Here is a 20586-nt window from a genome sequence, read left to right as displayed (position 1 = left end):
TCGATTCGTTTATTGCCGCCGCCCTGCGTGCCGGGGCGGCGTAGAGGAGCCTTTTGCCATGTCCACCACTGAAGCTCAGTCTGCTGCATCGATTGCTTCGCTTACGCCATCGACTTCACTATCGGCCGCAGCGACGCAATCGCAATCTCGTGAGCAAGGGGCGCAATTGCCGTTGGCCGACGCGATCCGCTTCCTCTCCATCGATTCAATTCTGCGCGCAGGTGAAGGCCATCAGGGCGTGCCGCTCGGCATGGCCGAAATCGCGACGGCGTTGTTCACCCGGCACCTGAAATTTAATCCCGCTGATCCAACCTGGCCCGACCGCGATCGCTTCGTGCTATCCAACGGCCACGGTTCGTTGCTGCTGTATTCGCTGCTGTATCTGACCGGCTATGCGGCGATCGGGCTCGACCAGCTCAAGACCTTCCGCGAACTCGGTTCGCATTGCGCGGGGCATCCCGAGTATGAGCCGGCGCATGGTATCGAGGCGACCACTGGTCCTTTGGGGCAGGGCATTGCCAACGCGTTCGGCATGGCCATCGCCGAAGCGTATCTCGCGGCGAATTTCGGTCGCGAGCTCGTCGATCACTACACGTATGCATTCGTCGGCGACGGCTGTCTTCAGGAGGGCATCGGTCAGGAAATGATTTCGCTGGCCGGCCATCTGCGGCTCGGCAAACTGATCCTCTGCTGGGATGACAACCAGATCACCGACGACGGCAGCACCTCACTCTCCATCAGCGAGGACGTCTGCGCGCGATTTCGTGTCGCCGGTTGGCAGGTGATTGAAGTCGACGGCCACGATCTCGAAGCGGTCAGCGCGGCGTTGACGATTGCGCGCGCCGACCCGCGGCCCTCGATGATCGCGTGCAAGACGGTTATCGGCCGCGGTATCGCACGCTTGCAAGGACAGCGCGGCGGCCATAGCGGCAAGCTGTTCCAGGCGGATGCCGACGCGGCGCGCGCACAACTCGGCTGGCCGCACGCACCGTTCGACGTGCCCGCCGATGTCCTCGGCGCGTGGCGCGAAGCGGGCCGTCGCAGCAGCGAGGAATACAACGCGTGGCATGCACGTCTCGCCGCGTTGCCGGACGCGCAGTGCGCCGAGTTCGAACGGGTTATGGCGGGCGGTTTGCCGGAAGGCTGGCGTGACGTGCTCGACGCTTACCGCAAGCGTGCGGTGGAACGCGACGAGCCGCAGCCTGGCATCACCGTGTCCGGCGAGATCAGCGATCTGTTCGCGCCGCTGCTGCCTGAACGCATGGTGGGTTGCGCCGATCTCGAAGCGCCTACGGGCCACAAACGCCAGTTGCACACCTTCACCGCGGACGATCACAGCGGCGCATACGTCCACTGCGGTGTGCGCGAGCATTTGATGGGTGCGATGGCCAACGGCATGGCTGCGCACGGCGGCATCGTCGCGACCAGCGTCACGTATCTGGCGTTCTCCGACTATCAGCGCCCGGCGATGCGCATGGCCGCGCTGATGGGTCTGCCGGTGCACTACGTGTTCAGCCACGACTCGATCGGCGTCGGCAAAAACGGGCCGACGCATCAACCTGTGGAGATACTTGCTTCGTTACGCGCCATGCCGAATATGCGCGTGCTGCGTCCCGCAGATGCGGTGGAGGCCGCCGAGTGCTGGGCGCTCGCGCTCGAACATCGGCACGGGCCGAGCACGTTGATTTTTGCAAGGCAGGCGTTGCCGTTGGTGCGCCGCGAATATAGCGCCGAGTCGTTGTCGCGACGCGGTGCTTATGTGCTGGCCGAAGCGGAGGGCGGTGCGCGTGTCGTCACGTTGCTGGCCACCGGCTCCGAGGTCGCGCTGGCGTTGCAGGCACGCCTTCAGTTACAGGAAGAGGGCATTGCGACCGCCGTGGTGTCGATGCCGTGCTGGGAAATTTTCGATGAACAGGACGCCGACTATCGCGCCGCGGTTTTGGGTCCGAACACGGTGCGCGTCGGTATCGAGGCGGCACTGCGTTTCGGCTGGGACCGCTATCTGGGCGAGCGCGGTGGTTTTGTCGGGATGACGGGCTTCGGCGCCTCGGCTTCCGCGGAGACGTTGTACGAGCACTTCGGTATCACGGCGCAACATGTCGTGGCCGAAGCAAAGCGGCATCTGTAAATCCACAAGGACATGAGCATGCATAAGATCGCCTTTCTCGACCGCGCCACACTTGCGCCGCAAATCATGTTGCGCGAACCGCGCTTCGATCATCAGTTGATCGAGTATGAAAACACGTCGTCTGAGCAGGTATTGCAGCGGCTCGCCGGCGTGTCGATCGCGATCATTAACAAGGTGGCGCTGACGCAGGACATGCTCGCTCAATTGCCCGATCTGAAGCTTGTCGCCATCGCGGCCACGGGCACCGATTGCGTCGATAAAGCGGCTTGCCAGCGGCTCGGCATCGCCGTGTGCAATATTCGCGGCTATGCGATCAACACGGTGCCCGAGCACACCTTTGCGCTGATACTTGCGCTGCGGCGCAATCTGATCGCGTATCGCGATGACGTGCTCGCCGGCGAGTGGCAGAAGTCCGGGAAATTCTGTTTCTTTACGCACGCGATTCACGATCTGGCCGGCGCGCGTCTAGGCATCATCGGTGAAGGCGTGCTCGGGCAGCGTGTCGCGGAACTTGGCAAAGCCTTCGGCATGCAACCGATGTTCGCCGCGCACAAGGGACGTGACGGTCTGGGTCCGCTTTACACGCCGTGGGACGAAGTGCTCGCGACCAGCGACATCATCACCGTGCACAGTCCGCTCACATCGAACACGCGGAATATGCTGGCCATGCCCGAGTTCCGCGCGATGAAAAGGAAGCCTTTGATCATCAACACGGCGCGCGGCGGCCTGGTCGATGAAGGTGCATTGGTGCAGGCGCTTGACGAAGGTTTGATCAGCGGTGCAGGGTTCGATGTGACCACAAGCGAACCGCCTCCTGAGGACAATCCTCTGATGCGCGCGGCAGCTCGCCCGAACGTCATTCTGACGCCGCATGTTGCGTGGGCGTCGGACGAGGCGCAACAGTGTCTTGCCGATCAATTAATGGACAACATTGAAAACTTCGTCAACGGTGTGCCGACCAATCTGGTGCAAGGGGCATATTGATTGACAGCGCACGCGGCGTCACGCTGCGTGCGGATCGTCCGACAAATCGCGTGCGCATCGATCGCAAACAGAACTAGTTCGTTGCCGACAAAAATCTGACTACTCCGGACGAGAAAATTACCTCTCGCCAACCGTATGGTCCATCAAATCGACCTGTAGTCCCCCATGGACGCGGGTGTAGAGAATGCCTGCGCGTTTCTGACGATCTTGCCCCGACTTCGTGACGGGTCACCACAGGTTATTTTTTCGCATTAGCATACGAGAGATGTCCCGTGCCGTTCGGTGGAGGGAATCACCGGACCATTGCCACCGGACAATCAACGTGTGCGGGTCGCGCAAATTATCCCCACATCAACTCATCGCAGGCTCACGCTGCGAACTTGCCGTTCGGCATGCTCTTCGAGCCATCGGCCATCATCAATCCAATCGTCTCGATTGAACGAATCGTTGGTTAATATGAGGAATGTACGTACATCATTTATTGTCGGAGTGCTTCTCCTCGAGTTGGTGTTCGGTGCTTTTCTACTGCTACAAAAAAGCCATCGCTCGACAGTCGACCCCGACGCTGCGACAAGCGGTTCGACGGAATTGGCCGCGACTTCGCCCCCATTGGGTGACACCCATGTGACGGCGGGAAGTGTGATCGGTGCGGCGCCTCTTTCCGGCAACACGGTGACTGACCCCAAGCAGTCTACAAACGGGACTGTGGTGACCGTGTCCGGCTCGCCAGTGGACGACGTCGTGCCATTGCCGCAGGCGAACACGCGGCCGCGCGAATCGGTCGCCGTTCGTGCTTATGCCGAGTCGAAGACCAACCCCGTGTTGCGAACCGATGGCACGCGTGACAGTCTGCGTCGCCATGGCCCGAATCCGGTCGCGGCCGCGATCACGGATCAGCTGGTCAAGGAGTCCGCGAAACTCGATCCGGGTTTGCCGCCGCCGGCGCAAGTCCAGGCCCAAGCCAGTCATGACGACTCGTATCGTACTGGCTCGAACCCGGTTGCGGCCGCAATGACTGACCAATTGGTGCGGGAGTCTGCGAAACTCGATCCGTCACTGCCGCCGCCGAATCAGTCCGACATGAAGTAGGCGCGCGATGCGAAGCTTGAGCGGCTACCGGTAGAACACGTAGTCCGCGAGATAGGGCGAGCTTCCGGCTTGATGTTCTGTTGAGCACGGCGCTGTCGGCGCTAGCCCGCCGACGGTATGCAAGCGCTGCACATACCGCACTGCTGACAGTGGGCCGCTGCCGGCCGTGCTATGCGTTTCGAGCAATAGCTGGGGAATGCTCGCCCGTGTTTCGCTGGGCCGCTGTGCCAGCACGTGGCCGACTATCCGGCTGCCATCTTCCGTTTCCCAGGACGGCCCCGCGCCGTGCCGGACCGTAGCTTGGCCGCTCGCGTCGTAGAGCGTTGCCAGCGGACTCTTGAACACCCATCCCAGCTGATGCTGCGCGTCGAATTCACACGAATAGTTCTGTACGCCGGATGCGGTGAGCGTCATCACGCGCTCGGCTTGAGGTGGATCGATGGATGTGCTCGGGGGACTTGCTGGCGGCGTTGCACACGCGGCCAGCAGGGATACGGCGATGGTTGCGAAGCTTGCTTGTGAAACTTTCCTGAGCATGGGTATCCCCTCGAGTGAAACGCGGTGCACGCCGCGCAGCTATTGTTCCCCCGCAACGCGGGAAATCCGGTTCCGTACTACGGCAATCGCCTGCTTAAGTGCATACACGTCCTGGAAATAACGCTGCGGCATCCGGATCTGATTGGCATTGGCATCGATGTGCTCGATCTCGTCCTGCCATTGTGCAATCTGGTCCGGCGTTGGATGGCTGGTTTTCCATATTTCGTCTTCGAGCGCCTTGATCTCGCGATACCAGACAACCAGGCGTTTCTTTATGCGCGCCTCCGCCATGCGCGGCAACGCCTGCAGCAGGCCGAGCAATAAAGCCATGAAGGGGAGCAGGATCAGCAGACGTCGTTCGATAAAGCTGGCCAGCCAGAATGGCAGGTAGCGTTGCAGGAAGGGGCGGCCCGTTTTGAAGTAGCGCTCGCTCTCTTCGGCAACAGGAAAGTCCGCGGTATTCAGATTGGGAAACACGCCAAGCGGCGTGAAGTAATCTTCGCCGCCGTGGACGGTTTTAGCAGCGTCCAGCAACAGGTAGACGAGTGCAGGGTGCAGCGTGTCTTTGGCGACGAGCAAGGCGGTGGCGGCGAGCAGCGTAACGTCCGCTTGCGGCAGATCGTTGACGATGCTGGTCGCGGCGCGTGGAAAAATAACCTTGGATAGCGATGGGAATTTCTGTATCAGCGCATCGGCCTGTACAAAACTCATCAGCTTGAGATCGCTGTTCAGCAGTGTGGTCTGCATGGGCGCATCGGGCCTGCCGATAAAGAATGCTGCATCCAGCTGACCGTTTTCGAGGGCTTGATAGGATTTGACCGCATCCATCTCGAGCAGCGTCGTATTGTCCCGTGTGACGCCGCTGTACCCGAGCAATACCTGCGAGACGTTCAGCAGGCCACTGCCGGGAACACCGACTGAAACTCTCTTGCCACGCAGTTGTGCCAGACGGTTGATGGTGGAGTCACCACGGTAGAACACCCAGATCGGTTCATAGGAGACTGCGGCGATCGTCTGCAGGTGATCGGTATCTTTCGGGCTGGTAGTGCCGGACTGGATGAAGCCCACCTCGTATTCGCTGTTGGGGTCACTCAGCCGCTGATAGTTTTCACTGGACCCCGACGAACTGCGGATATCGAGCTTGATGCCATCACGCTTCAGGATCGGTGCATAGCGATCCGCAAAGCCGCGATAGATCCCGTTGTCTGCGCCGGTTGTGATGACGATGGTGTGCCGGAAGGCGGGCTCGAGTATGACCCAAAGCCCCCAACCAAGCGCGGCGATCAGTGCGATCACGCCGGCGATGAGAAGCCGCCGGCGACCCGGTGTCATAGGGCGTTTTTCGTTGCGATGAAGCGCTGGGTTGTGCCTGGGCATTGTTCGCCTCTCGCGCGCGGGTGGTGTCTGACAGCCAGCATGGATAATGCAGTGCCGTGCACGCCTTGTCCATATCCGCACTCGAGCTTGCGATTGCCGTAGCGCGTGAAGACTCAGTGCGTCGAGGACGGTTGCGCGCCGTCCGGCACAAATACATAACCATGACTGCGGACGGTCTGGATGAACCTCGGCGCGGAAGGGTCCGCTTCGAGAAGCCTGCGCAACCGCCACACCTGAACATCGACCCCGCGGTCGGTATGATCGTCCTCCGGGCCGTGCAGCAATTCAAGCAGGCGCTCACGGGTAAGCGTGCGCATGGGGTGACTGACGAAGATCTTAAGCAGCGCGAATTCTCCCGCCGATAGCGTGAGCCGGTTGCTCTCCGTCTTGAGCGTGCGCAACTGAAGGTCCAGCGTGAACGGGCCGAATCCGAGGACTTCGTGTTTTTCCCGCGCGGCGGTCGAGGCAGACAGGGTTCGTCGTCGCAATACGGCACGCATGCGGGCAAGGAGTTCGCGCGGATTGAAGGGTTTGCCGATGCAGTCGTCCGCGCCCATTTCGAGCCCCACGATCCGGTCCATGTCGTCGGGTCCCGAGGCCAGAATCACGGGGACGGTGTTGCCCGCGGCGCGTAGCGTGCTCAGCGCGGCGAGGCCATTCACACCGTGCATGATCTGGTCGAGGACGATCAGATCAGGTGGGTTCCGTTCGATGTGTTCCCCGAGCGACTTCACCTCGTGCAATACGGAGACCGCCATGCCTTCTCGTCCGAGAAAGTCGGCCAGCGACGCGAGTAGTTCGACATCGTCGTCAACGACCAGAATTTGAGTTGTCATAGTAGGGAAATCGAACGCATAGGCCGGCAAGCAGGGGGTGCAATAACGTTGGCCGCCACGTCACGACTGCTGGTTTGCCGCGCCAGCTTTCAGTGTCGTCAGGCTGCTCGTGACTCCGCGAACGTTGTGCTTCAGCTGCTTTAACGGAGCAACCTGTGGGAATCCGTCGCTGAATGCCGGCTTTTTTAAGCGTCGTGGAGCCCATCGAGGGCGCCAGGCCCGCGTCTTCCCTGGCAAGGTGGCGTAGCATGGCAAACTCCTCGCGCCTATCGCCCATGCCCGATGCATCCGACTCGCCCATTACCGCCTTTGCTGTCGTTACGTGCCTTTGAAGCAGCCGCGAGGCGTCTGAGTTTCAGCCATGCGGCTCAGGAACTCTTCGTGACCCAAAGTGCCATCAGCCACCAGATCCAGAAGCTGGAAGCGGACCTGGGCGTCGCGTTGTTCGAACGACGCACGCGCGCCATCGAACTCACGCCGGAGGGAAGGGCGTACTACGAAAAGGTGCACGCGGCATTCGAACTCCTGCGGGCCGGCACCAGCGAGGTTCGCGCCCACGCCGACGAGCGCGTCACGTTGACGGTCGGGTTGTTGGCGTCTTTTGCTACGCGCTGGCTGGCGCCGCGCCTGCATGCGTTCTCGGCCGCCCATCCCGGTATCGACTTGCAATTGCGTCCGGAGATCGCGCTTGCCGACGTGTCTGGCGGCGAGGTCGACGTGGCGATCCGTTACGGCCGCGGCGGCTGGCCGGGCGTGCGTTCGCAGCAGCTCATGCCGGAGCGTCTGTCACTGGTTTGCATCCCGTCCCTCGTCGACGGAAAGAGCCGTCCGCGCAAGCCGCAGGACCTGCTGCGCTTTCCATTGCTGGCGTCGTATTCGAAACATGCGTTCGAGTGGGAAGTCTGGGCGCATCGTTTCGGGCTGGACCTGACCCGGGCGCAGCGCGTGCAACTGCATGACTACAATATCGTCGTTGAAGCGGCCCTCGCCGGGCAGGGCATCGCCATGGGCCGTCATCGGCTGATTGCCCAGCAACTGGCGAGCAAGGCACTGGTCGAGGTGTTGCCCGACGCGGTGCTCGACGACCCTCGCGTTGGTTGGTGGCTCGTGATGCCCAAGGGGACGTTGGGCGATCCGGCGTCTGCATTCCGCGCGTGGATCACACAGACAGCGGCGCAAGACTCGTTGGACCGCACGCATTAGTTTCGCTCATGCATCGAGTGGAAAAACTGATTTGCCACTTGCTGGTCTAGCAAATAGGATCGGGAGTCCCTTACGATCGGACACGCGTGATATGACCTCTTCGATGCCCGCGCCGATCCTCGGACATAAGCCTCTATCTCCCTGACCCAAGCGTGAATCCACCGCGCGTTATTGGACCGACCATGCCTTCTCCTCTTTCGCCTTCTGCCGTCGATGCGTTGCGCGCCCTTACGCCCGGTGCTCAAAGCACCACGCATTTCAATCACGCGGGAGCCTCGCTGCCGTCGTCCGCCACGCTGGAGGCGATGCGCGCCCACCTTTGGCTCGAAGCCACGATGGGTCCGATGGAAGCCGGCATCGCCGGGCGTGAGCAGTCTGAGCGCGCTCGCTTGCTGGCTGCGCGACTGCTGAACGCCCGTCCGGCGGAGATCGCCCTGACAAGCGGCAACTCGGCAGGGTGGGGGCGCGCATTCGCCGCGCTAGGACCCTGGAGAACAGGAGAGCGGATCCTGGTCGGGCGTCACGAGTGGGGCGGGAATCTGGCTGCCATGCGCCTGTCGGCCCAGCGCGCAGGGGCGTCGATCGAAGTCATTCCGTCCGATTCCAGCGGCGCCGTGGATCCGCAGGCGCTGGAGGCCATGCTTGACGACCGTGTGCGCCTGATTGCGCTGACCTGGTTGCCGGCGAACGGCGGGCTGATCAATCCGGCTGCGGCGATCGGGCAGGTCGCACGCCGCCACGGCATTCCTTACTTCGTCGATGCCGCCCAGGCGATTGGGCAACTTCCCATCGACGTCGCCAAGGTGGGTTGCGATGTCCTCACCGCTCCGTGCCGCAAGGCGCTGCGTGGTCCGAGAGGCACAGGCCTGTTGTATGTGCGGAAGGAGTTTCTGTCCCGCTTGACTCCGGCTTTCGTCGACATACGATCCGCGCCGCTGGGTGCAGACGGAGAGCCCGTCTTGCGCGACGACGCGGTGCGTTTCGAGGCGGCGGAAGCCGCGCCAGCGCTGCATTGCGGCTTGGCTAATGCGTTGGAAGAGGCGTTGGAGATCGGCGTTGAAAATATTCGCGCGCGGATCGACAGCGTGGCACGCGCGTTGCGCGGGCAACTCGCGGAGATCCCCGGTGTGACGGTGCTGGACCAGGGCCGCGAGCAATCCGGGCTGGTGGCGTTCAACATAGCGGGTCTGGAGGCTGCATCGGTGCAGCGCAGTCTGGCGGATCAGGGGATCTCAATCGGCAGCAACGGTGTCCCGTACACGCCTCTTGATATGGAATCCAGAGGACTTAAACAGATCGCGCGCGCGTCGGTCAGCTATCTGACTACCGAGGCGGAAATTGGCAGACTGCTGGATGGAATCCGCAAGTTGGCAATCCAGTAACCCTTTGCGCGTTTGGTTTGCTTGGATCTGAGGGGATACCAATTCTCATTCGTGCGGTCGCGCCTGCCATGCACTATGCTGCGCTAACGGGTGCCGCACATGAGCCGCGTGATGCCATGCACCAAACAGCATCACGCGAAGTGCGTTGCCTGAGCGGCGTGGCGTAGCGAATAGAGGAGGCGGTATGCAAGGAGATGCCAAGGTACTCGAATACCTGAACGCGCAATTGAAGAATGAGCTGACCGCAATCAACCAGTACTTCCTGCACGCAAGAATGTATGGTCATTGGGGCCTGAAAGGTCTCGGCAAACACGAGTACGACGAATCAATCGGCGAGATGAAGCATGCCGATCTGCTGATCGAGCGCATCTTCGTGCTGGACGGCTTGCCGAATTTGCAGGACCTGCACAAATTGCTGATCGGCGAGGAAACGCAGGAAATCCTTGAATGCGACCTGAAGCTCGAGCGGATGTCGCAGGCAACGTGCAAGGAAGCCATTGCCTACTGCGAGACGGTTAGCGATTACGTCTCACGTGCGATCCTTACCCATATTCTCGACGACACTGAAGAACATATCGACTGGCTCGAGACCAATCTGGAGTTGATCGACAAGGTAGGGATTCAGAACTATCAGCAATCGGCGATGGAGTCACCGGAGTAAGTCCGTCGAGACACCGGGCGGCGCAGTGAAACGGCCATCAGCGATGTGCCGTCACGCACTACGGCCGCCCATCAACGCATCGAATTCTCCAGATACGTTCACCGTTCAGCCGGCTTTTTGTGCCGCGTTCCAGTCCGATTCGCGCGCGAGTTCGACGAACGCTTTCAGATAATCGATCGCCGCGTCTGTCTCGCGCACGCCGAGAAAAATCTGCTTGGCAATGCCTCGCTTGCCCAGTCTGACCGGACTGATGGCGACCTTGCCGGCGTACTCTTCCACCAGCCAGCGCGGCAGCGCGGCGACGCCCCGTCCACTCGCCACCATCTGCAACATGATGTCGGTGGTTTCAATGACCTTGTGGCGCTTCGGCATGACGTTCGCCGGCATCAGAAACTGGTTGTAGATATCCAGCCGATCAATTTCCACCGGATACGTAATGAGGACTTCATCCGCCAGTTCCTCGGGTGGAATGAAGGGCAACTGCGCGAGTCGGTGCCCGGGGCCGACCACCAGCACCTGCTCGTAATCGAACACCGGCTCGAAGCGTAGACCGGGTTTTCTCAACGGGTCCGGCGTGACCAGAATGTCGATGTCGTAACCGAACAGCGCACCAATGCCGCCAAACTGGAATTTCTGTTTGACGTCGACATCCACGTCCGGCCAGCGCGCGAGATACGGCGAGACCACCTTGAGCAGCCACTGATAGCAGGGGTGGCATTCCATTCCAATACGCAGCGTGCCGCGCTGCCCCTGGGCGTATTGCTTCATCCGTTCTTCCGCATGTTCCATTTGCGGCAGCACGCGGTTGGCAAGCGCCAGCAGATATTGCCCTGCCTGGGTCAGACGCAGGTTTCGGCCCTCGCGATCCCACACGGCGGTGCCCAGGTGTTGCTCCATCTTCTTGACGGTGTGACTCAGCGCCGATTGCGTCAGGCACAGCACGTTGGCCGCCGCGGTCAGGGAGCCTTGCCGGTCCACTTCCCGAATGATCGTCAGATGGGTTCGTTCAAGCATGGTGAGTCCATGAAGAAAACTAATTGATCAATGAAATAATGCCATTATATTTCATGAGTCATCCATCCTATGATCGAGCCGTTCATTTTCGGAGCAGCTCATCACCATGGTTACGACACACAATCTGGGTTTCCCCCGCATCGGCGCAAAGCGTGAGCTGAAGTTCGCTCAGGAGCAGTATTGGAAAGGCCAGTCGTCGCGCGACGAACTGAAAAGCCTGGGCGCGCAACTGCGTCAGCGCCACTGGGAGAACCAGTCCGGCCTCGATCAGGTTCCGGTTGGCGACTTCTCGTTCTATGACCAGGTGCTCGACACGAGCTTCATGCTGGGCAATATCCCGGAACGGGTCCGGGGTTTCGAGGGTGACGCGCTCGACAATTACTTTCGCGTTGCACGTGGCCGCTCCGTGCATGATTCCGCCTGCAGTTGCGGCGTGCAGGCAGGCGAGATGACCAAGTGGTTCGATACGAACTACCACTACATCGTGCCGGAATTCAGCGCGTCGACCGAGTTTGCGCTCGACGCGTCGCGCCTCCTCGATCAACTCGCCCAGGCTCGCGCGCTTGGCGTCAAAGCCAAGCCGGTCATCATCGGACCGGTGACGTATCTATGGCTTGGCAAGGCGAAGGACGATTCGGACAAGCTCGCGCTGCTGCCGCGTCTGTTGCCTGTGTACGCGGCACTGCTCGATCAACTGGCGGCGCAAGGCGTGGAGTGGGTGCAGATCGATGAGCCGGCGCTGGTCACCGAACTCGAGCCGGCATGGCAACACGCGTTTGTCGCGGCGTACGACGCGTTGAAGACCGCCCGCGTGAAGCTGCTGCTGGCAACCTATTTCGGTGAGCTGCGCGATAACCTCGCGCTTGCTTGTGGATTGCCGGTTCAAGGTCTGCATGTCGATGCGGTCAACGGCCGTGGCGAGGTCGAGCAGGTCGTCGCACGCTTGCCCGCCGACAAGATTCTGTCGCTTGGCGTCATCAATGGCCGCAACATCTGGAAGACCGACCTGAGCGCGGTGCTGGAATGGCTGACGCCGATTCATCGGACCTTGCAAGCTCGCTTGTGGATCGCGCCGTCGTGTTCATTGCTGCATGTTCCGGTCGACCTGAACAGCGAACAGAAGCTCGATCACGAAATCCGTTCGTGGCTCGCGTTTGCCCTGCAAAAACTCGATGAACTGAAGATCATCGCGAAGGCGCTGAACGATGGACGCGAGTCTGTGCAAGCCGCGCTTGCCGACAATCAGGCCGCGATCCAGACCCGTCGCACGTCGCCGCGCGTGCACAACCCGACGGTCAAGGCCGCGATCGCGAAGATCGATGCCGCGTTGGGACGTCGCGCCAGCGCCTATCCGCAACGCGCCGCCCGGCAGTCCGCGCTGTTGAACCTGCCGGCTTACCCGACCACCACCATCGGCTCATTCCCGCAAACCGCTGAAATTCGCCAGGCGCGCAGCCAGCTCAAGAGCGGTGAACTGGACGAAGCCAGCTACACGACGGTGATGCAGCACGAAATTGCGCGCAGCGTGCAGGAACAGGAGGCGCTGGGTCTCGACGTGCTCGTGCATGGCGAAGCAGAGCGTAACGACATGGTCGAATATTTCGGTGAACAACTCGATGGTTACGCGTTCAGCCAGTTCGGCTGGGTGCAGTCGTATGGCTCGCGGTGCGTGAAGCCGCCCATTCTGTTCGGCGACATCAGCCGTCCCAAGGCGATGACGGTCGAGTGGATCACGTATGCGCAATCGCAGACCGCCAAGCCGATGAAGGGCATGTTGACCGGCCCGGTCACGATCCTGAACTGGTCGTTCGTGCGTGACGATCAGCCGCGTTCGGTTTCCTGCTATCAACTGGCGCTGGCGATCCGCGAGGAAGTGCTGGACCTGGAGAAGGCAGGTGTACGCGTGATTCAGATTGACGAAGCGGCGCTGCGTGAAGGTCTGCCGTTGCGCAAGTCGCAGTGGAACAACTACTTGCAGTGGGCGGTGGAATCCTTCCGCATCACGGCAAATGGCGTGCAGGACGAGACGCAGATCCACACGCACATGTGTTACTCGGAGTTCAACGACATCATCGCTTCGATCGCCGATATGGACGCTGACGTCATCACGATCGAGACGTCGCGCTCGGACATGGAATTGCTGGACGCCTTCGACCATTTCAATTATCCGAACGAAATCGGGCCGGGCGTCTACGACATCCACTCGCCGAATATCCCCAGCCAGGAGCACATCGTGAATCTGATGCGCAAGGCGGCCGAGCGGATTCCGGCTGAGCGCTTGTGGGTGAACCCCGATTGCGGCCTGAAGACGCGTGCGTGGGAAGAAGTCATTCCTGCATTGAAGAACATGGTTGCGGCAGCTAAAACGTTGCGCGCGGGCATCTAATCAAACCGACTGAGACGACGCTGCGCGAGGTCGTCGACCTCACGAATTCGCTTGCCGGGTCTGGCGGCAGAAGAACCGGCGCAGCGGTGTCCTCGACTCTCGCGCACTCTCGGTCTCGGCGACTTCGCGCCACCACTTCTCGCCGCGGTGCGGCGAGGCCAGGTCCAGCCGCTCACCCATGCGGGGCGTCGACAGCGGAATGCCGCGCGCGGCGGTGAGTCCGATCACGCGCTCGTACGGTTCCTGCCAGCGATGCATGGCCAGATCGAACGTGCCGTTGTGAACCGGCACCAGCCAGCGGCCACGCAAATCGACGTGGGCCTGGACGGTCTCGTCGGGCTGCATGTGGACGTACGGCCATTGCGCGTCGTAGGCGCCGGTTTCGAGCAGCGTCACGTCGAAGGGACCCAGCCGTTCGCCAATGGCCTTGAATCCGTCGAAGTACCCCGTGTCGCCGCTGAAGAACACGCGTAGCGCGTCATCGACGATGACCCACGAAGCCCACAAGGTGCTGTTGCCGTCGAACAGGCTGCGGCCAGAGAAATGCTGCGCCGGGGTTGCCGTGAACGCCAGGCCGTCGATTTCGACACCCTGCCACCAGTCGAACTGGCGGACCTTCGACGCCTCGATACCCCACTCGATCAGACGGTCGCCGACGCCCAGCGGCGTCAGGAATACGCCTGTCTTCGCAGCGAGTGCCAACACGGTCTCGCGGTCCAGGTGGTCGTAGTGGTCGTGCGACAGAATCACGCCGCGCAACGGCGGCAAGTCTTCGAGGGCAATGGGCGGCGCGTGAAAGCGCTTCGGACCGAAGCGCCGGAACGGCGATGCACGTTCAGCGAAGACCGGGTCGGTCAACCAGAACTGACCCCGCAGCTTGATCAGCATGGTGGAATGCCCGAGGCGATACAGGCTCCGGTCCGGTGCGGCCTGGAGTTGTTCGCGCGTCAGCGCATCGACGGGCAGGGCGCCCGCCGGCGTCGTGCCGGCCGGCTTGTTGAGCAAAATATTCCAGACGATGCTCAAAGTCTTGCCGAGTCCTTCGACAGGACGCGGTTTGACGTTACGAAAGCGCTCGCCGTCGTGCTGAGCCGACATATCGAACGATTCACGCCCCCGTTGCGCAGCCGTCAGCCCCAAGGCGCGGCGAATAGAACCGGTAAACGATGTCATGCGGGCAGCCTCGAAGCGGAAAGTAGACTGCTGAGTGTAGTTTATTTTCGAGAAAAGTAAACTGCCCGGTGTAAAATTTAATGATGAGCACCAGTGAACCCACCCTCCGCCTGACCGACCGCAAGCGCGCCGCCGTCATTGGGGCGGCAATCGAAGAATTTCTCGCGGCCGGCTTTGACGCGACCAGCATGGACCGAATCGCCGCACGCGCGGGCGTCTCGAAGCGGACGGTCTACAACCATTTTCCGAGCAAGGAAGCGCTGTTTGCGGCGATCCTGGGGCAGTTGTGGGAGTCGAGCGACACGGGCGAGGTGACGGCTTATTCGGCCGTGCATCCGTTGCGTGCGCAGTTGCTCCAGCTTCTGTTTAAAAAGCTGGCCCTTCTGAATAACGAGGCGTTTCTGTCGCTGGCACGCGTTGCGATCGCGGCGGGCATTCATTCGCAGGAACGCGCGCGCGACATGGTCGCTCGCATGGGCGAGCGCGAAGAAGACCTGACAGTGTGGATTCGCGCAGCTGCTGCTGATGGCCGCCTCAAGACATCGGACCCGATGTTTGCCTCACAGCAGTTGCAGGCTCTCGTGAAAGCGTTCGCGTTCTGGCCGCAGGTGACGATGGGGCAGCCACCCCTCAGCGCGGATGAGCAAAGGCACGTCGCGGAATCTGCGGCCGATATGTTTCTTGCGCGCTATTCATGACGCTCACGTTCACGCGCCGGCGGACGCTTCCAGTTCTGCAAGACGCTTGCGCAGCAGGCGATCCTCCTGGAAGCGGCTGGTTTCGTCGCGGATCACGGCGACGATGCCGGTGAGCTCGTTCTGCGGCGAATGCAGCAACGCGACCGTAAAGGCAATCGACAGTGACCGCCCGTCCTTATGGACGGCAGGAACACGCAGCACGTCGTTGCCATAACGGGTTTCGCCCGTTGCCATGGTCTTGTGATAACCGTCCCAATGGCGGCCGCGCAAACGTTCCGGAATGATCAGGTCCAGCGACTTTCCCAGTGCCTCGTCCTGCGTAAAGCCGAACATGCGCTCAGCGCCAGGGTTCCATAACGTGATGCTGCCGGCGGCATCGGAAATGATGATCGCGTCGCCGATTGCGTTGACGAGTTGCTCGAAGTCGATAGCGCTTTGCATGGCGCTCCCCGGAAGTAAAACCGCAGATCCTTGAATTGAATACGGCGCCCGCTGAGGGGCGCCGTATTCACAGGCCCGAGCCTACGCCCAGGCCCGTAGCGTAAGTAACACTATTAAACCGCTTTGATTTCGTGCAGGTTGAAGATGTCCTGCCGGCTGTAGCCGAGGCTCGCCAGCACTTCATCCGTGTGTTCACCGAGCAGCGGCGACGCAGTCACTTCCGGCTTCATGTCCGAGAACTTGATCGGACTGCCGACCGTCAGATATGTGCCGCGTTTCTTGTGCGGCACTTCGACGATCGTGCCGCTCGCGCGCAATGACGGATCGTTGGCCAGTTCTTTCATTGTCAGCACCGGCGCGCACGGAATATCGAACTTGCGCAGAATGTCGACCGCTTCGAACTTGGTCTTGTCGGCAAGCCAGGCTTCGATGGTGCCGAAGATCTCGAAGATATGCGGTTGACGTGCTTCAGCGGTCTTGTAGGCGGGATCATCGATCCACTCGGGCTTGCCGAGCGCCTTGCAGATCGGCTCCCATGCATGGCCCTGGATCGTGAAATAGATGTACGCGTTCGGATCCGTTTCCCAGCCCTTGCACTTCAGCACCCAGCCCGGCTGACCGCCACCGCCCGCATTGCCGCCGCGCGGCACCACGTCGCTGAATTCGCCGTGCGGATACTGCGGATATTCCTCGAGATAGCCGACGCGTTCCAGCCGCTGCTGGTCGCGCAGCTTCACGCGGCACAGGTTCAGCACGCTGTCCTGCATCGACACCGCGACTTTCTGGCCCTTGCCGGTTTTGTCGCGTCCAATCAGTGCGGTCAGAATGCCGATCGCCAGATGCATGCCGGTGTTGCTGTCGCCGAGCGCCGCGGCGCTGATGGTCGGCGGGCCGTCCCAGAAGCCGGTGGTGGAGGCCGCGCCGCCCGCGCATTGCGCGACGTTTTCGTAGACCTTCAGGTCGTCGTAGTGATGGCCGTCGCTGAAGCCCTTCACCGAAGCGACGATCATCTTCGGATTGAGTTCATTCAGGCGTTCCCATGAAAAGCCCATCCGGTCCAGCGCGCCCGGCCCAAAATTTTCGACCAGCACGTCGGATTCGCGAATCAGCTTTTCCAGTACTTCCTTGCCCTCGGGCTTTTTCGTGTCCAACGTGAGCGACTTCTTGTTGCTGTTGAGCATCGTGAAGTAAAGCGCGTCGGCGTCGGGGATGTCGCGCAACTGGTTGCGCGTCACGTCGCCCGAACCCGGTCTCTCAACCTTGATCACGTCGGCGCCGAACCAGGCGAGCAACTGGGTGCACGCAGGACCGGCCTGAACGTGGGTGAAGTCGATGATCTTGATGCCTTCGAGTGGTTTGGTCATTTGATATCTCCGTGGTTACGCTGGATCACTTTTTCATTGCCGCGCTTTGCGGATTCAGATTGGTCAGGCGGCCGCTTTCGGTGCCCGCCGCTTCGTCGATGACGGCGTTGATCAAGGTCGGCTTGCCGGACGCGATCGCTTCGAGCAGCGCCTTCGTCAGTTCTTCCGGTGTCGTCGCGTTGTAGCCGACACCGCCGAATGCCTCGATCATCTTGTCGTAGCGCGCGCCCTTCACGAACACGGTCGGCGCGACGTCCTTGCCGCCGGTCGGGTTCACGTCGGTGCCGCGATACACGCCGTTGTTGTTGAAGACGATCGTGCAAACCGGCAGGTCGTAGCGGCAGATGGTTTCGAGTTCCATGCCGCTGAAGCCGAACGCGCTGTCACCTTCGATCGCGACAACCGGTTTGCCGCTCGTCACCGCCGCACCGATCGCGAAGCCCATGCCGATGCCCATGATTCCCCACGTGCCGGAATCGAAGCGCTTGCGCGGCTCGTACATGTCGATGATGCTGCGCGCGTAGTCGAGCGTGTTCGCACCTTCGTTGACGACGTTGATGTCCGGACGTGTCTTCAGCACATCGCGGATTGCACGCAATGCGCTGTGGAAATTCATCGGCGACGGGTTCTTGTCGAGCGTGGCGGCCATCTTTGCGAGGTTCTTGCTCTTGCGCTCGGCGATCGCGCCGGTCCACTCAGCGCTCGGCTTTGCGAATCCCGCATCCAGACCGGCACGCAATGCCGCCACGCACGAGCCGATATCGCCGATCACCGGCGCGGCGATCGCGACGTTGCTGTCGATCTCGGTCGGCGAAATATCGACCTGGACGAACTTCTTCGGCTCCGCGCCCCACGTCTTGCCCTTGCCGTGCGAGAGCAGCCAGTTCAGACGCGCGCCGATCAGCACGACCACGTCGGCCTCCTGCAGCACGAACGAGCGTGCCGCCGACGCCGATTGCTCGTGCGTATCGGGCAACAGGCCCTTGGCCATCGACATCGGCAGATAGGGAATGCCGCTTTGCTCGACGAACGCGCGGATCTCCGCGTCAGCCTGCGCGTAAGCCGCCCCCTTGCCGAGCAGGATCAGCGGACGCTTGGCGCTCTTCAGCACATCGATGGCACGCTTGACCGATTCCGGCGCCGGCAACTGACGCGGCGCGGCATCGACCACTTTGACCAGCGATTGCTGCGCCTTCACGGCGTCCAGCGTTTGCGCGAGCAGCTTGGCCGGCAAGTCCAGATACACGCCGCCCGGACGCCCTGACACCGCGGCGCGAATCGCTCGCGCCACGCCGATGCCGATGTCTTCGGCATGCAGCACGCGATACGCGGCCTTCGCATACGGCTTGGCCGCATTCAACTGATCCATTTCTTCGTAATCGCCCTGCTGCAGATCGACGATTTCACGCTCGCTCGAACCGCTGATCAGGATCATCGGGAAGCAGTTGGTGGTCGCGTTGGCGAGCGCGGTCAGGCCGTTCAGAAAGCCGGGCGCCGACACGGTCAGGCAGATACCCGGCTTTTGCGTCATGAAACCGCTAATCGCCGCTGCATTGCCCGCGTGCTGCTCGTGACGAAAACCGATGAAACGCATCCCTTCCGCTTGTGCAAGCCGCGCGAGGTCGGTAATCGGGATGCCGACCAGTCCAAAGATGGTGCTGATGTCGTTCAGTTTCAGCGCGTCGATGACGAGATGAAACCCGTCGGTCGTCTCGGCCGCTTGTTGTGTCGAAGTCTCTTCTACTGTTTGCCGGTCGGCTTCTGCCATGATGCTGCTCCTTGGTCGCGGGACGTTATGGATTTGTCGTGAGTGGCGAGCTCACGTTGTTGTTCATTCAGGTGAGCCGCCTGGCGACGGCCGCAGGCGCGCTTCAGCGATCACTACGCCAGCCGGCGCGCCTGAGTTTTCGATCCAGCGTTTTCTCATGGGGGCGAGGATGAATTTCGCGGATACGGCTGCCGCGATCGACACCACCGCCGCCGAGATGAACACGGTGCTCCACCCGCCGCTGGCCGACAGTACAGAGGCGAGCGGCACCAGCATCGACGCGGTGCCCTTCGCCGTATAAAGCGTGCCGGCATTGGCCGCGGCGTACTTGCTGCCGAACGTGTCCGCGCAGGTCGCTGGGAAGATCGAGAAGATTTCGCCCCAGCACAGGAATACGGCGGCGGCGAAGAACATGAAGGCGTACGGGTTGTGGCCGAACTGCATGAGCCCGAGCAGCGCGACGCCTTCACCGAGAAAGATCATGAACATCGTGTTTTCGCGGCCGATGCGATCCGACAGAAACCCGCACAACGGACGCGTGAACCCGTTGCAGAGATTGTCGATCGAGAGCGTCATCGTGAGCAGCGGCAGCGTGATGCCCATCAGGTTCACCGGCAGCTTGGCAAAGCCGAACTCCTTCGCGATCGGCCCAAGCTGGGCGGTGGCAATAATGCCGCCGGCTGCGACGAACACGAACATCAGATACAGCACCCAGAAGAGCGGCGAACGGATCATCTCGCCAGGCGTGTAGTCGATCTTGCTTGCAACCACACGTTTGGCCGCGACCGCGAATGCAGGAGGTTTCGGCCGTACCAGCATGGTGGCGAGCAGCAGAATGCAGACGCCCTGGAAAATGCCGAAGAACATGAACGTGTGCTCGTAACCCGAGCGCTGGATCATGTTGGCGATGGGAATCACGGTGACGGCCGCGCCGGCGCCGAAACCTGCCGCGGTCAGGCCGGCTGCGAGACCGCGCTTGTCCGGAAACCATTTGAGCGCTGTGCCGACGCAGGTGCCATACACGCACCCCGCGCCGATACCGGCGATCACAGCCGCGATGTAGAGCTCGACGAGACTGCTCGCATGCGCGTCGATGATCCAGCCGAGCGCCGCGCACACCGAACCGCCGATCACAACCGGGCGCGGCCCGAACTTGTCGACGAGCCAGCCTTCGATAGGCACGAGCCAGGTTTCAGTGACGATGAAGACCGTGAAGGCGGTCTGAATGGCTGCCTGGCCCCAGTGATGGGCGTTGTCCATCGGGACGACGAACAGCGTCCAGGCGTATTGAAGATTCGCGACCAGCCCCATGCATACGATGCCGATTGCTAGCTGCACCCAGCGGTTTTGCCGGAACGGCGTACTGCCTGTCCCGGATACGTTGGTATGTCCCATGTCCTTCGTCTCCTGTATATTCCGTCGCGCTCGAGCGGCGCGTTGGACCTACGTGATCGAATCGCTTCATCGCCGGTTTGTCTGTTGGCAATCAAGCGCCATTGGTCGGCCAGAGGGAATTGCACTGACGAAAACCCTTGCCCGTCGATC

At 61.4% G+C, this 20586-nt stretch carries 17 protein-coding genes; 8 read left to right on the top strand and 9 right to left on the bottom strand.

The genetic code is table 11. The features are described 5' to 3' along the window. Window positions 1–58 precede the first annotated feature (58 nt). From tkt to M0D68_RS02075, 3 genes are all read left to right on the top strand, one after another. Window positions 59–2128 (top strand): transketolase, encoded by a 2070-nt coding sequence (tkt, locus tag M0D68_RS02085; RefSeq protein ID WP_200620651.1) that lies wholly within the window; start codon window positions 59–61, stop codon window positions 2126–2128. Between the two features lie 18 nt (window positions 2129–2146). Next, window positions 2147–3112, top strand: a complete 966-nt coding sequence (locus M0D68_RS02080; protein ID WP_200620650.1) for a D-2-hydroxyacid dehydrogenase — start codon at window positions 2147–2149, stop codon at window positions 3110–3112. Between the two features lie 609 nt (window positions 3113–3721). After that, on the top strand, window positions 3722–4201 hold the full coding sequence (locus M0D68_RS02075) for a hypothetical protein (protein ID WP_266223654.1): 480 nt from the start codon (window positions 3722–3724) through the stop codon (window positions 4199–4201). A gap of 24 nt (window positions 4202–4225) precedes the next feature. Here M0D68_RS02075 and M0D68_RS02070 read toward each other — a convergent pair whose 3' ends face one another. From M0D68_RS02070 to M0D68_RS02060, 3 genes are all read right to left on the bottom strand, one after another. Next, on the bottom strand, window positions 4226–4738 hold the full coding sequence (locus tag M0D68_RS02070) for a DUF3455 domain-containing protein (RefSeq protein ID WP_200650784.1): 513 nt from the start codon (window positions 4736–4738) through the stop codon (window positions 4226–4228). Window positions 4739–4777: 39 nt separating this feature from the next. Continuing rightward, window positions 4778–6070 (bottom strand): TAXI family TRAP transporter solute-binding subunit, encoded by a 1293-nt coding sequence (locus tag M0D68_RS02065; RefSeq protein WP_234487547.1) that lies wholly within the window; start codon window positions 6068–6070, stop codon window positions 4778–4780. A 158-nt stretch (window positions 6071–6228) separates the two neighbouring features. Further along, the gene (locus M0D68_RS02060) at window positions 6229–6951 is read right to left on the bottom strand and encodes a response regulator (RefSeq protein ID WP_266223952.1); all 723 of its coding nucleotides are present in this window, start codon (window positions 6949–6951) and stop codon (window positions 6229–6231) included. Window positions 6952–7233: 282 nt separating this feature from the next. Between M0D68_RS02060 and gcvA the strand changes: the two genes are divergently transcribed. The 3 genes from gcvA (at window position 7234) to bfr (ending at window position 10197) form a co-directional block, all read left to right on the top strand. After that, complete coding sequence (gcvA, locus tag M0D68_RS02055) at window positions 7234–8154, top strand: transcriptional regulator GcvA (protein WP_266223653.1); 921 nt, start codon at window positions 7234–7236, stop codon at window positions 8152–8154. A 182-nt stretch (window positions 8155–8336) separates the two neighbouring features. After that, on the top strand, window positions 8337–9536 hold the full coding sequence (locus M0D68_RS02050; RefSeq protein ID WP_266223652.1) for an aminotransferase class V-fold PLP-dependent enzyme: 1200 nt from the start codon (window positions 8337–8339) through the stop codon (window positions 9534–9536). Between the two features lie 184 nt (window positions 9537–9720). After that, complete coding sequence (gene bfr / locus M0D68_RS02045) at window positions 9721–10197, top strand: bacterioferritin (protein ID WP_054033607.1); 477 nt, start codon at window positions 9721–9723, stop codon at window positions 10195–10197. 105 nt (window positions 10198–10302) lie between these two features. Here bfr and M0D68_RS02040 read toward each other — a convergent pair whose 3' ends face one another. Beyond that, window positions 10303–11211 carry a LysR family transcriptional regulator gene (locus tag M0D68_RS02040; protein WP_200571728.1) on the bottom strand — a complete coding sequence of 303 codons (909 nt, stop codon included), beginning with the start codon at window positions 11209–11211 and terminating at the stop codon, window positions 10303–10305. 106 nt (window positions 11212–11317) lie between these two features. On the opposite strand from M0D68_RS02040, the gene metE reads away from it, so the two are divergent. Then, window positions 11318–13597 carry a 5-methyltetrahydropteroyltriglutamate--homocysteine S-methyltransferase gene (gene metE / locus M0D68_RS02035; protein WP_266223651.1) on the top strand — a complete coding sequence of 760 codons (2280 nt, stop codon included), beginning with the start codon at window positions 11318–11320 and terminating at the stop codon, window positions 13595–13597. A gap of 39 nt (window positions 13598–13636) precedes the next feature. Here metE and M0D68_RS02030 read toward each other — a convergent pair whose 3' ends face one another. After that, the gene (locus M0D68_RS02030; protein ID WP_256457004.1) at window positions 13637–14770 is read right to left on the bottom strand and encodes an MBL fold metallo-hydrolase; all 1134 of its coding nucleotides are present in this window, start codon (window positions 14768–14770) and stop codon (window positions 13637–13639) included. An 83-nt stretch (window positions 14771–14853) separates the two neighbouring features. Here M0D68_RS02030 and M0D68_RS02025 point away from each other — a divergent pair, with 83 nt between their 5' ends. Further along, the gene (locus tag M0D68_RS02025; RefSeq protein ID WP_266223951.1) at window positions 14854–15468 is read left to right on the top strand and encodes a TetR/AcrR family transcriptional regulator; all 615 of its coding nucleotides are present in this window, start codon (window positions 14854–14856) and stop codon (window positions 15466–15468) included. Between the two features lie 9 nt (window positions 15469–15477). Here the strand turns inward: M0D68_RS02025 and M0D68_RS02020 are convergent, their stop codons facing one another. From M0D68_RS02020 to oxlT, 4 genes are all read right to left on the bottom strand, one after another. Continuing rightward, window positions 15478–15909, bottom strand: coding sequence for a PAS domain S-box protein (locus tag M0D68_RS02020; RefSeq protein WP_171929144.1), 432 nt, complete (start codon window positions 15907–15909; stop codon window positions 15478–15480). A gap of 113 nt (window positions 15910–16022) precedes the next feature. Continuing rightward, window positions 16023–17273 carry a formyl-CoA transferase gene (frc, locus tag M0D68_RS02015; protein WP_093637087.1) on the bottom strand — a complete coding sequence of 417 codons (1251 nt, stop codon included), beginning with the start codon at window positions 17271–17273 and terminating at the stop codon, window positions 16023–16025. A gap of 25 nt (window positions 17274–17298) precedes the next feature. Next, a complete protein-coding gene (gene oxc / locus M0D68_RS02010; protein WP_093637090.1) occupies window positions 17299–19041 on the bottom strand; it encodes an oxalyl-CoA decarboxylase in 1743 nt (580 codons plus the stop codon). A gap of 63 nt (window positions 19042–19104) precedes the next feature. After that, the gene (gene oxlT / locus M0D68_RS02005) at window positions 19105–20436 is read right to left on the bottom strand and encodes an oxalate/formate MFS antiporter (RefSeq protein ID WP_093637093.1); all 1332 of its coding nucleotides are present in this window, start codon (window positions 20434–20436) and stop codon (window positions 19105–19107) included. Window positions 20437–20586: the final 150 nt, after the last annotated feature.

The organism is Paraburkholderia sp. SEWSISQ10-3 4 (assembly GCF_030464785.1).
In the GTDB taxonomy this organism is placed as follows: Bacteria; Pseudomonadota; Gammaproteobacteria; order Burkholderiales; family Burkholderiaceae; genus Paraburkholderia; species Paraburkholderia aspalathi.
The sequence above is the reverse complement of the archived record's forward strand: the minus strand, read 5'-3'. Positions and strand labels throughout refer to the sequence as shown.